The sequence below is a fragment of the Ekhidna sp. genome (assembly GCF_965227465.1).
Lineage (GTDB): Bacteria > Bacteroidota > Bacteroidia > Cytophagales > Cyclobacteriaceae > Ekhidna.
Genome location: NZ_OZ245746.1, coordinates 3,058,522 through 3,071,429, shown reverse-complemented (window position 1 = coordinate 3,071,429; position 12,908 = coordinate 3,058,522). Strand labels below are relative to the sequence as shown.

Genomic DNA, 12,908 nt, shown 5'->3' with positions numbered 1-12,908 from the left:
CCGTCTCCCGTTAGTTGTTGATTGAAATTTTTGCCCCATTGTAGAGCTTACCTTCAGCCTGTATGATGTACTGCTCTCCTTCTTTAACCCCAGATAGTATCTCTATCAGTCCATTTTTCGATTGCCCGACGCGTAACCAGCGTAGGATTGTGGTGTTTTCGTTACCCAGCATGTAGATACCAATCAACTGTCCGTTTCTTACCAGAGCGTTTTCTGAGACAACCGGTAAAACATTTGCCGATTTCGTTTCCGTGGTTATTGTAGCATTGATAAACATTCCTGGCAGTACACTTTCGGTAGCTTGCAGGTGAATTTTTACAAGGAATTGACCTCCGGTATTTTTGGCTGAAAGGCTCACTTCTTTCACCACTCCCTCCAGTGACAAGTTTTTAGACTTCACGAGTACCGAAGCATTTGCCCCGGGTTTCACTTTTGAGATTTGAGATTCAGGAACCATCACAACTGCTTCATAGGCAGATGTTCCTTCCACAGTAGCCAAAGGCATTCCCGGATTAGCAATATCCCCTTCTTTGACGAACGTATTGGTCACTACACCTGAAAATGGTGCGCGAAGGTTGGCATATGCAAACTGTGCTTCAACTTCATTCTCCATCTGCTGTGCAGCCTCTAACCCGGCCCTGGCCATTTCGTAGCGGGTGGTCATGTTCTCTAGTTCCTTCTCGGAAGCGCTTTCTTTTTTGTATAGAACCTGAAAGCGTTCGTAATCTTTCTTCGCATTTTCCAGCCCAGTCTCCGCCTGAATAATGGAGGCTTGTACCTGTGCTTTTTTTGCTCTAAGATCAGCGCTGGAAATAACCACGAGCAAGTCACCTTTATTGACTTTGTCTCCGGGTTTCACCATCACGCTGGAAACATACCCCATCATTCGGGTGCTGATGTTGGCACTGCTTACGGCTTCTACCCGTCCACTTACCTGGATCGTCTGTGCTTCGCCCAATGTTTTAACTGTCTCTACTTTAACTGCAATAGGTTTCATTTCTGCTACCTGATGCTCTTCACTTGATCCACATCCTGCCAGCAAGCCTGCGAGTACTGGAATCATAGTTATGTATGTAATCTTTGCCATTTTGTATTTTCTTTTTCTGTTATTCTCTGGTTAAAAACTGAAGGTATTCTTTGGTATAATTGTATTCAAAGATGGCCTGCTGTAGCTGTAGCTCCTTCTGATATTTCTGACTCTCTGCTGATAGCAGATCCACCGTTTTTTCAAGTCCTTCTTCAAATCGATCTTTCCTGATTTTGAAAGATTCGGATGCCTGTTCAAAGGCTACCTGTGATAGCTCTACTTTATGCTCGACATCTGTAAGTAATCTGTTAGCACGACTTAGTTCCGCCTGTTGTTTTAATTGATACTCCTCCTGTTCTAGCGTGACTTTTTCCATTTCCAGACGTGTTTTGGTGGTCTTAGCTACGTTAGCATATCCGGAAAAAATATTCCATGAAAGCTTAGCTCCCAGGATGTACCCGTTCGCATCGAACCCAAACGGTTGGTTATCATAGATTTGAAAACTTCCGAATGCATTGATCCGCGGTACAAACTTCATCTTTGATGACTTGAGCATGTTTTGGTATCCATGTACCGACTTGTCCATGGCCAATAAATCTTTTCGATTTTGCGGTAGAATTACAGGATAAGACGCACTTGTATATTCAAGAGGTGGTTGCCCTTCCGGCTTTAGCACATATGAGCCCGGTTCTTGCCCCATTAACGTTAAGATTTGATCAGAGGCATTCTGTACATTGGATCGGGCATATCGTAGTTGACTTTTTACCTCATTGGCTCTAACCTTTACATCTAATACATCTGCTTTCTGAACAAGGCCCTGATCATAATAATCAGTTGTCATTCTGACCGCTTCATTTACCGTTAGCTCCGCTCGTTCCAATACTTCAACAGCTTTATAGGCCAACTGCAACTGCATGTATTGCTTAGTGGCTTCAAATTGCAGGTATTCCTTGGTTCGTTCCGCTTTGAGCTGATAGGCTTCCTTTTGAATCTTAGCAGCCGTGCGACCATATACTCCATCAAGATTGAGGAGGGGCTGGAGTACCATGATCTCGGTGGCATAGTTTTCTACATTATCAGGATCATTGAGCAAAGCAGGGTTGAAGTCTTGTTGCGTCAGGATTTCCTGATTCAGCTTAGATCCAAATGCCATCAATGGATTATTAGTGGTCATCGCTGTGTAAGAGGCTGTCACTGTTGGCAGGAATAGCGCGTTTGATTGCTGGTAATCTGCCTGAGCCATTGCAGCTTGCTTCTCGGCTATTCTTGCCTGTTGATTGTTTATACTTACCTTCTCTAAAAACTCCGTTTTTGAAAGTGAAAGTGTGTCTTGAGCATACAGGGTGCTAACCTCTGCAACCATTAATAGTATTAGCAATATCTGTTTCATTTTCAAATTCTCATTCATTCGTTTTACTCTCCTTGGAGCTGCTTGTATTGTCAATACTTTAGCTCTTAGAATTACTTTTTCGGATATGTTCCAAATGTTTTATATGGCAAGTTTACGGTGGTGGGAAAAGGGTTAATGAAACAAATGTTACACAAGAGGTAGTACTGTAACATTTGTTACAAAGCCACTACGGCATAAATCCTCATATAAAAAGTGCAAAAAAGTAGATCGCTATGAGAATAATATTCCTAATGATGCTTGTCAATTGGATGTGATCGGAGCAAGCCTACAATTGGATGAGGTGATTAACTTGCAATAATTGAGGGCGATAAAATATTTGTGGCTTCACAAATGGAATTAGGTATTCCTTAAACCGACATTGGCTCGATCAGAATGCAAAATGTATGAGGCTATAGCATCGGGCTTTTGGTTCTTGTGAACTCGGAGGATTATTTCATGATCCCAATTCATTCAGAATTTCGAGAAAAAAGTTCAAATCATTTCACGATTTCTTTTTTTAATTTAATTCCTCTCTTAAACAATGTTTCGTTCGACTTAAATTAAAAAAAGCCCAAGTCTTTCGACTTGAGCTTTCTTCTCTTCGTGAACTCGGAGGGATTACTCATACGCACATCCATGCCGCACAGCCTCTCGTGAATCTTTGATTTATCTAATACACACGACCCTACCGCACGACCCTTCGTGAATTCCACTGCTTTCCATTTTCCATTTCGAACCCCACGGGGTTCTCATTCCAAATCCCTATAAAGTAAAAAACCAGCGCAAGGCTGGTCTTTTAATTTATGTGAACTCGGAGGGATTCGAACCCCCAATCTCCTGGGCCGTAACCAGGTGCATTATCCAGTTGTGCTACGAGTCCTTTGGGAGCGCAAAACTAACAATTATGCATTAAAATTTTCGTTAGTCGTCCATGATTCTATCTTTGCCGAAATTTTCACAAACGTAGTTTTTAATCATTTAACATTCATTAAGAACATAAACGTTGAAAATGATACTTCTTTGCAAGAAATAATGAAACAAATGAAATACATATTCGCAGTAGTTTTTGCTTTTTTTATCATGTCTGCAAGTGCTCAAGATGGAGTAAACCGACCTGATATTCCCGGCGACCTGATGGTTGATATCGGATTCAATGTTTGGTCTTCCATGCCTGGCGCACTCGATGCAAAAACCTGGTCTTCTAAATCTGTTGGTATTTACTACACTAACAGAAAGATTTTATCAAGTAAACTGTCATTCAATTATGGAGTTGGACTAGGCCTTGAAAAAATGAGCTTAGGAGATTCTACTTTGGCTAGCCAGTATAATTTTACCAATGGATCTAATGATTCTTTAGCCGCTGTTGCAATTATTCCCAACTCAGAAAATTTTGAGAAAAATAAATTGGCTTCTACTTATTTAGATATCCCATTTGAACTACGATTTCATCCTTTAGGAACAGAAGAAGGGGAAGGATTATTTATTGGAGCTGGAGGTATCGTTGGCTTACGATTAAACGCTCATACAAAGTGGAAATATGATAATAACGGGGAGACTGTGAGAGAAAAAATTTCAGGAAAGTACAACCTGAACTCGTTTCGTTACGGGTATCAAATAAGAGCAGGATTTAAAGGCGTGCACGTTTTTTATAAGCGATACCTTTCTAATGTATTTAAAGATTCGTTCCAGGATGGATCTAATCCAGTAATGACAACTGTTGGAATAAACGTAACCGGCTTCTAGAAAAAAACGATAATGGTCAAGTAGCTGTAAGCAAACCCCAACAGTGCGCCTGACCAAACCTCTTTTGGTTGATGATAGCCGAGATAAAGTCTGCTGGTACTTGTTAAACCAGCGGCAATTATTACCGCGTAAAAATACCAACCGATATCTACTCCCATAGTCACAATGAGGGCACAGATAAATCCCAAACCGCTCCAAACGGCCGATGCATGAATGCTTATTTTAAACCACGCCGTAATAACCAGAAGTAGTGCAATTAGTGTGGAGACACTAATCATAACGGTCATAAAAACCGGCCCCATTTGCAATTTATCAGCAAATAAGTAGGATGATGCAGCGTAATAAAAAGCAATGAAAATAAACGGCCGAATTCGCTCCTTCCTTTTAGTTAATTCTAAATTGGAGATATAAGAAAAAGACCGCAGTAAAAAAATACTAAGTGCTGGCATTAAGCAAGTAGTAATAAAAACCACCAGTACAAATTGCGGAATTGCTTCGGGTATAACTCGTGGAAATAATTCGGGTGACTTATGAAAAAGAATTGTACTTAAATAAGTAGCCATTAGCAGCGGATGGAAAACCACTGATATAATCTTCATTAATACTTTCAAAGTTCTTTTCTGAGGCGTGCCACAGGTATGTTTAATTGTTCCCTATATTTTGCTACTGTTCGCCTAGCTATATTATATCCGCATTCTTTTAGCGCCTTTTCTAGCTTTTCATCAGATAGCGGCTTTGACTTGTCTTCCTTATCAATGAAAGACTTTAGTTTACTTTTTACCTCCCGACTACTCACGTCCTCACCTGAATCTGTAGAAATCCCTTCCGAGAAAAAATATTTTAAAAGGAATACACCAAACTCAGTTTGAACCGATTTACTGCTGGCAACCCTGGAAACAGTTGAAATATCCATCCCAATTTTATCGGCAATGTCTTTCAAAATCATTGGCCTCAGCTTGCTTTCATCACCTTCTAAGAAATACTCATATTGAAAATCAATAATTGCTTGCATGGTGTTTAGCAAAGTTTGCTGGCGCTGGCGAATCGCATCAATAAACCACTTAGCTGAATCCAGCTTTTGTTTAATGAATGAGACAGTTTCTTTGAGTTTTTTGTCTTTTTTGTCGCTCTTATCATAGGCTTGAAGCATCTCCGAATAGGATCTACTTACCTTCAACTGAGGAGCATTTCTCGAGTTCAGGGACAGTTCAAGCTTGTCATCATTGTTTACCAATATGAAATCAGGAATCACATATTGAGTTTTTACAATTTCATCTCCGGTTCCTCCTGGTTTAGGGTTGAGTTTAGTAATAAGGTAAATCGCCTCTCGTAGCAGGTCTTCATCTTCGAGCCCAAGCTTTTTAGAAATTTTCTCATAATGCTTCTTAGAGAATTCATTAAAGCACGTGTCGATAATTCTTCGAGCAGCCTGAACAACCTCACTATCATCATCTTTTCGTTCTAGTTGAATGGAAAGGCACTCCTGAAGGTTTCTAGCCCCTATTCCTGCGGGATCGAAATTTTGAATTCGGTACAATAATGATTCTAACTCTTCCTCATCTGTTTCTACGCCTTGTGAAAAAGCCAGATCGTTTACAATGGCTTCTAATTCTCTTCTGATATATCCGTCAGAGTCTATACTGCCTATAAGCTGCTTTCCTAAAATAGTCTGACGCTCGTCTAGTTTTAGATAGCCCAATTGAGATATAAGGTGTTCATGCAGGGATTTACCGACTGAGATTGGCGATTCTTTATCTTCTTCATCAGGGCTCCTGCCGTCACCCTGCATTTTATAGCCTGCATAGTCATCTTGGAGATAGTCCTCGATCCCTTCGGTTGGACTTTCAAATTCTTCGTCAAAATCCTCACTTTGTTCATCCTGCTCTTTTTCCTCCTTGCCCTCTTCCAGCGCAGGGTTTATCTCCAGTTCCTCTTCTACACGAGCTTCCAGCTCTGCAGTGGGAACTTGCAATAGTTTGATGAACTGTATCTGCTGGGGAGACAGTTTTTGTTGAAGTGATTGTGTTAGTGAGAGTTTTTGCATTATTTAAGTCCTAATATGTCAAAAATATCACATTCGTTACTTTTGCCGCGCAAATATTTAACGATGGTGGACAAAAATAGAAGAACAAAAATCAGGCAAATTCTTAACGAAGGAAAATCTGGGGAAGAATTATGTGTAAAAGGTTGGGTACGAACAAAGCGTGAAAGCAAAAATATTGCCTTTGTAGCGCTGAATGACGGTTCTACCATCAACAACTTACAATTGGTGCTCGATGTGCCAAATGTTGAAGAAGAGTTGCTAAGAAAAATCACAACCGGATCCAGTATTTCTGTTTTTGGAAAATTAGCAGAATCTCAGGGGGCAGGTCAGTCCGTTGAGCTTTTAGTTGAAAAAGTCGAGGTTTTAGGAGAAGCTCACCCAGATGAGTATCCATTACAGCCCAAAAGGCATTCATTAGAGTTCCTAAGAGATATCGCTCACCTAAGGCCAAGGACAAATACATTCGGAGCAATACTGCGTGTACGTCATGAGATGGCTTATGCACTTCATACATTCTTTCATGAAAAAGGCTTTTTGAATTTGCACACTCCAATTTTAACAGCATCAGATGCTGAGGGAGCCGGCGAGACATTCAGGGTTACAACACTTGATCTCAATAATGTACCCAAAAGGGAGGATGGTGAAGTAGACTACAAAAAAGATTTTTTTGAAAAGGAAACCAACTTGACGGTATCCGGTCAACTTGAAGGCGAGTTGGCGGCTTTAGCAGTTTCTGAGATTTATACTTTCGGTCCTACATTCCGAGCAGAAAACAGTAACACGACGAGACATTTAGCAGAATTCTGGATGGTAGAACCTGAAATGGCCTTTTATGACCTGGATGATACCATGGACCTTGCTGAGGAAATGCTTCGATATGTAGTTAAGCATGCGCTTGATCACTGTCAGGATGATCTTGCTTTCTTAAATAAACGAGCCGAAGATGAGGAGAAAACGAAACCTCAGAATCAGCGAAGTGAAATGTCATTGTTAGAGCGGCTGAAATTTGTCGCTGAAAATGATTTTGAACGCGTTTCTTATACAGATGCAATTGAGATTTTAAAGAGATCTAAACCAAATCAAAAAAAGAAATTTCAGTTTCTAATAGAGGAATGGGGCGCAGACCTACAGTCTGAGCATGAACGGTTTCTTGTTGAAAAGCACTTTAAGAAGCCGGTTATTCTGTATAATTATCCAAAAGGAATCAAAGCATTCTATATGCGCCAGAATGATGATAATAAGACTGTAGCTGCTATGGATGTTCTCTTTCCGGGGATAGGTGAAATAGTGGGAGGGTCGCAGCGGGAAGAGCGGCAGGCCAATCTGGAGGCGCGAATGGATGAAATGAATATTCCTAAAGATGAGCTTTCATGGTACCTGGATACACGGAGGTTTGGTACCGTTCCTCATAGTGGGTATGGACTTGGTTTTGAACGCATGATCCAATTTGTGACAGGCATGGGTAACATCAGAGATGTAATCCCATTTCCACGTACTCCAGGAAATTGCGAATTTTAATCAAATGAGTTTTCAATTAATTGCTTGAATCGAGGGTCATCATGAAGGCCCTCAAAATCAGGCTCTAGAAAAACAGATGTTTTTTTGATTTTTCCTGATGCTAAAGCAATTTTTAAATGGTTAAGTGCCTGGTCAGTATCTTTTTCCACCGCATATATTCGCGCCTTAAGCCAATGCCCGTAAATCTCAAAACCTGTTACTGTTTCCCATATGGTGATACCGACCAATGCTTTTTTTGTAAATCCCTGTGATTTCATTTGAAGAGCAGTTTCATAACATGCAGCACTTATAAAGTTAAGCAGCCGGTCAATCATCATTTTTTCCGGGATGTTGTCTGATTTGTCCCGCTGGTTCTTAAGTTTCTCAGCTCTTCTACTTACCCATCTGATGCTGGGGTTATTCAAACTGCTAAGATCGAATGCATAGTTAATGGAATCAGAAATGATCTTTTTAAGCAACAACTCTTTTCTGATAAGTTTTTGCTCCTCCTTCAATGTTTTCTTTGAAGTTTTAGCATTGGTAGAAACAAAATTCTCTCCTTTGATGAGATTGTTCAAGTCGATAACGTCAGATAGCGGAATGGAGTCTCCTTGACTAATGATTTTATCTTTTATGGCCTCTTGAAATTGAAGTGAATCTCCTTGCATCCAAAGTAAGGCTGCTCTAAAATCTTTTGGATCTGCCCATTTATGTCCGAAGTTACTAATGAGCAAAAGGTTATCCATTTGCATCGCATTCATTTGAGACCTGAATGTTTTATGTTCCACATAGTTCATGTCTCTGGCACCTACCAGGCCGGCATATTTAAATTCTTTTTTTTCCAATACCATATAAGCAGGAACAGCTGGTTGTGCAGCACCTACACCAATGACGCCACTTGCTGCATTAGATATAACCGCAATGGATAAGGCCAGCCTTGATCCGCCGGAAAAACCACTCAGAATGATTTTGTAATAATCAATTGAAAGCTTTTGCTCAGTATCTAGGAAAAGTGCGTCAGCGGCTTTAAAGCTATTGTCATAGCTTCCATTTCGCGAGTTGTACGTGCAGGCCAATATATAACCCAATTCTTCCGCAACTTCCGAATAGAGCCTGACAGGTAATGAACCTCTGGCAGCAGGTTCAAAAAAATAGACGATTGGCCATTTTTTTTCTGTCGTGTAATTTGACGGTAGGTAGAGTGCATATGACTGAGATTTGTCATTGTTACAAACAACAGTATCAACTACCTCACCTGGTAATTGAGCAAGAATGCCAATACTCATTAGACTTGAGATGACTAACATGATTGATTTCATGCACTTAAAACAATAGGTTTGATTATAACCCCGAATTTTTAAACGAAAAGTCCTTAGTGTATTTTTACTAGTATGGAGGATTTTATTGGGCTATTTGAAGATTTACCAGCGATCCAAAAATTACTTTGGGTTGTTGCATGTTTGCTTTTTGTTTGGATTTTGGAAGGTGCGATTCCACTTGTTCGACATGAATATTCAAAATGGAAGCACGATGGTACCAATTTGGTATTTCTTCTGTTCTCTTTGATCATCAACGTACTTGTAGGAATAGCAACGATTGGAGTTTTTTTCTGGATAAGCGAATCTAACATTGGACTTCTTCAAATGGTCGAATTACCATTTTTCGTAGAGCTTTTAATAGCCGTCATGGCTCTTGATTTCATAGCCCAGTATGTGGTTCATTACATGCTCCATCGTGTCAAGTGGATGTGGAAATTTCACATGGTCCATCACAGTGACACCAAGGTAGATGCGACCACCGGAACCAGACATCATCCTGGGGATTACTTACTTCGTGAATGTTTTGCGATTGGAACTGTCATTCTCTTTGGTATTCCGGTTTCTTTCTATGTTTTTTATCGAATCTGCACGATCTTCTTCACCTACTTTTCTCACGCCAACATTATTTTACCTAAATGGCTGGATAAACCTCTGAGCTACATTTTCATCACTCCGAATGTCCATAAGTTTCATCATCATTTTGAACGACCCTGGACCGATACCAATTTTGGCAACATCTTCTCAATTTGGGATCGTGTCTTTGGAACCTTTGTTTATGACGACCCAAGAAAGATTAAATATGGACTTGATGTGACTGATGAATCCAAAGATGAAAACATTGGTTACCAATTGGGACTTCCGCTGAATAAGTCGATCAAAACGGACTACTAATCATTCGTATTTTAGTGTTTCTACCGGGTTTATATAAGAGGCTCTCATGGCATGATATGCTACGGTCGAGACAGAAATTATGAAAGTAATTGCTCCTGCTAGTATAAATGGCCAAACCTGAATATTTATTCTGAAAGCAAACCCATTTAACCATTCATTGAGAAAATAGTAGGACAAAGGGATAGCGATCAAAAAAGCCACTATAATCAACATCATGAATTCCCTTGAAAGAAGCATCATAATCTGAGAAGTACTTATGCCTAATACTTTCCGCACACCGATTTCTTTTGTACGCTGCTCTACACTGAACGTCGCTAAACCGAAAAGACCGAGACAAGCAACCAGAATAGCCAGAAGCGAAAACACCAGAGTAATACTGCTGAGTTTCTGTTCGGACTTATAGGAATCATTTAATCGATCGTCTAGAAAGAAAAAGTCGAACGGACGATCAGGTAAAACAGAGATCCAGGCTTTCTCTAGGTCTTGAAGCGCGGTTTGTAGTTGATTGCCATCTATTTTTACGGCAACATATTTTATAAATAAATTGAAAGCTCCGGGGCGAGAGTTTAATGTGATTACAAGTGGAGCTATTGGATGATGTTTTGAAGCAAAATTGTAGTCTTCAACAACCCCAACAATTTTACCTTTAAATTCATCCCTAAACTTAAAACGCTTCCCCACAGCCTCTTCGGCACTCCAACCCATACTTTTCGCCAATGTCTCATTAATTACTAATGCAAGAGAATCATCGGTTTGAATGGTTTGATCATAGGCTCTTCCTGCAGCTAGTGGAATGTTCATGGTAGATATGAAATCATGCCTGACATTAAATCGAGGAAAAGGTTTTGATTGCTCCATTCCCTCAAATTGATAGTTTCCGACCTGAAATTTGGCGCCTACAATTTCTTCCACAGCTGTCATGGATTTAATATGTCGACTTTGTAATGCGGAAGTTTTGAAATTCTCATAATGACTTCCCATCGGGGATTGTATAACAGGCACCATGACTATATTCTCATCATTGAATCCGGCATCTTTATTTTGAAGAAAATCAAGCTGATTTAATACAATAAAGGTTCCGATTATGAGTATGATAGAGATTGAAAATTGAGAAGTAACAAGAATTCTTCGGAAAGTCAATCCACTGGTTTTCAAATGGTGGTTTTTCAAAACGGAAACTGTCTTGAATGAAGACAATACAAACGCTGGATAAAATCCGGATAGAAAACCAATTATTAATCCAGCTACTACTAATCCTAAAAAGAATACCGGCTCTAACAGAATGGTTAGATCTACTGATTTTTCGGTAAGCTGATTGAAAGCAGGCAAAACCATCGCTACAATGAGTACTGCTACAATCAATGAAACATAAGTGAGGAGGACTGATTCAATTATAAATTGATTGATTAACTGAGATTTGGCGCTACCTAGTGATTTTCGTACCCCAACTTCTTTAGCGCGCTTATTGGCTCTTGCTGTGCTTAGATTGATGAAATTGATGGAAGCTATGAGTAAAACAAATACTGCTACCATTCCAAATATGTAAACATTTTTGATGTCGCTATTAGCTGCAATTTCATAGTCAAGCTTACTGTGCAAATGGATTTTTTCTATCGGCTGAAGTTGCAGGGTGATATCATCTTTTATAAAATCGGGAAAATACTTTTGTACAAACGCTGGAAATTGTGATTCAAAATCTCCTTTTATCGTATTTTCTTCCAGCACTATATAGGTCCAACAAGGATTCCAATACCAGGTTGTTGGATATCCTCCACCAAAATTTTGTTTCAAAGTGGAAAAAGAGACAACAAAATCAATTTGAAAATGGGCATTTTTCGGAGTATCCTCCATTACGCCGGTTATCAGCAGGTTTTGATTTCCCTGAAACTCCAAAGTCTTACCCATGGGGTCTTCTCCATTGAAATATTTTTGTTCCATAGAATTCGTAATGACGATTGAATTAGGCTCGTCCAATGCAGTATTTCTATCCCCACTAATGAGCTTAAAATCGAATACATCAAAAAAAGTAGAATCAGCAAAGAAGATATTGGACTCATTAAATCCTTTTTCTGCAGCCTTATTCGCTAAGGCTAATGAGGGGGATTGAAAATTAAAGAAACGAACGACGTGCTCTACCTGCCTTTCAAAATCATTTTTTAATGCCGGACCTGAGGGAAATGGGAGAGAGGCTGAGTGTTCACCGATCCCCTCACTCTCAAATTTTTCAAGAACACGGTAGGTCCTTGTGGATTTACTATGAAATTTATCATAGCTAAGTTCGTCACTGATATACATAAGAATAAGAATGGCACATGCAATTCCAATGGCCAGACCGCTAACATTCAAGGCGGAATAAACCTTTTGTTTTGTGAAATTTCGGTACGTGATCTTTAGGTAGTTTTTCAACATGGCAATTTGATTTGAGTTTTGTCTTCTTTGGCGAAAAGCGAAGGGTCTACATAATCCAAGAATATCGAATAAGAAAAATACATCTGCTTTCCATTTTTTTGACTCACGAATGCGTTCTTCGTACAATTCATATACATCACCTCTGAGTATTTCAAGTTGTTCTTCGTGGCAAAACCAGCCAAGAAACCTATCTGGCCATTTTGGTGGCCTTGAATTATTACCCTGCATAACTAGTTTTAGGTAACGTGTGGTAAAGAGATGACCTGAGTTCAAAAGACTGATCTAAGACTTTGCGTCCATAAGGCGTTATTTCGTAAAATCGTTTTCTCCTACCGCCTCTTTCGGTAGTAGCTCCTCCTTCATGAGAGGATATAAACCCCTTTTTTTCTAATCGATTTAGCGCTGAATGCAATGCCCCAATACTGGGATTTCTTTTTGTTTTTTCTTTCAACTCATTTTTAATGCTAATGCTATAGGCATTTTGATCTAGTGAGCCCACAATGAGCAAAACAAGCTCTTCAAATTCACCTAACTGAGTATGCTTCATGAATGGATAATACGAAGCAATAAGCAATTAGTTTCCTAATG

10 protein-coding genes and 1 tRNA gene are annotated in these 12,908 nt (G+C 39.7%); 3 read left to right on the top strand and 8 right to left on the bottom strand.

The features are described 5' to 3' along the window. Positions 1-10 precede the first annotated feature (10 nt). The 3 genes from ACO05G_RS13585 to ACO05G_RS13575 all read right to left on the bottom strand — a co-directional run bounded on the left by ACO05G_RS13585 (position 11) and on the right by ACO05G_RS13575 (position 3,297). Positions 11-1,087: an efflux RND transporter periplasmic adaptor subunit gene (locus tag ACO05G_RS13585; protein ID WP_421763242.1), complete on the bottom strand. Its 1,077-nt coding sequence runs from the start codon at positions 1,085-1,087 to the stop codon at positions 11-13. Between the two features lie 19 nt (positions 1,088-1,106). Next, positions 1,107-2,417 (bottom strand): TolC family protein, encoded by a 1,311-nt coding sequence (locus tag ACO05G_RS13580; protein WP_421763241.1) that lies wholly within the window; start codon positions 2,415-2,417, stop codon positions 1,107-1,109. Between the two features lie 806 nt (positions 2,418-3,223). After that, positions 3,224-3,297, bottom strand: a tRNA-Arg gene (locus ACO05G_RS13575). 161 nt (positions 3,298-3,458) lie between these two features. On the opposite strand from ACO05G_RS13575, the gene ACO05G_RS13570 reads away from it, so the two are divergent. Then, positions 3,459-4,160 (top strand): outer membrane beta-barrel protein, encoded by a 702-nt coding sequence (locus ACO05G_RS13570; protein WP_421763240.1) that lies wholly within the window; start codon positions 3,459-3,461, stop codon positions 4,158-4,160. Here ACO05G_RS13570 and ACO05G_RS13565 read toward each other — a convergent pair. Both ACO05G_RS13565 and rpoN read right to left on the bottom strand, forming a co-directional pair. Continuing rightward, positions 4,157-4,723, bottom strand: a complete 567-nt coding sequence (locus tag ACO05G_RS13565) for a hypothetical protein (protein ID WP_421763239.1) — start codon at positions 4,721-4,723, stop codon at positions 4,157-4,159. The genes ACO05G_RS13570 and ACO05G_RS13565 overlap by 4 nt on opposite strands. A 44-nt stretch (positions 4,724-4,767) precedes the next feature. Further along, positions 4,768-6,204, bottom strand: coding sequence for an RNA polymerase factor sigma-54 (gene rpoN / locus ACO05G_RS13560; RefSeq protein WP_348281611.1), 1,437 nt, complete (start codon positions 6,202-6,204; stop codon positions 4,768-4,770). A 63-nt stretch (positions 6,205-6,267) separates the two neighbouring features. On the opposite strand from rpoN, the gene asnS reads away from it, so the two are divergent. Beyond that, entirely contained in the window at positions 6,268-7,722 is a 1,455-nt protein-coding gene (asnS, locus tag ACO05G_RS13555; RefSeq protein WP_421763238.1) for an asparagine--tRNA ligase, read from the top strand. Here the strand turns inward: asnS and ACO05G_RS13550 are convergent. Continuing rightward, positions 7,719-9,020, bottom strand: coding sequence for a TPR end-of-group domain-containing protein (locus ACO05G_RS13550; RefSeq protein ID WP_421763237.1), 1,302 nt, complete (start codon positions 9,018-9,020; stop codon positions 7,719-7,721). The genes asnS and ACO05G_RS13550 overlap by 4 nt on opposite strands. A gap of 72 nt (positions 9,021-9,092) precedes the next feature. Here ACO05G_RS13550 and ACO05G_RS13545 point away from each other — a divergent pair, with 72 nt between their 5' ends. Continuing rightward, a complete protein-coding gene (locus ACO05G_RS13545) occupies positions 9,093-9,911 on the top strand; it encodes a sterol desaturase family protein (RefSeq protein ID WP_421763236.1) in 819 nt (272 codons plus the stop codon). Here the strand turns inward: ACO05G_RS13545 and ACO05G_RS13540 are convergent, their stop codons facing one another. Both ACO05G_RS13540 and ACO05G_RS13535 read right to left on the bottom strand, forming a co-directional pair. Then, on the bottom strand, positions 9,912-12,548 hold the full coding sequence (locus ACO05G_RS13540) for an ABC transporter permease (protein ID WP_421763235.1): 2,637 nt from the start codon (positions 12,546-12,548) through the stop codon (positions 9,912-9,914). It lies immediately after the preceding gene. Further along, positions 12,538-12,867 (bottom strand): PadR family transcriptional regulator, encoded by a 330-nt coding sequence (locus tag ACO05G_RS13535; RefSeq protein WP_348281615.1) that lies wholly within the window; start codon positions 12,865-12,867, stop codon positions 12,538-12,540. Before ACO05G_RS13535 ends, ACO05G_RS13540 begins: the two co-directional genes overlap by 11 nt. Positions 12,868-12,908: the final 41 nt, after the last annotated feature.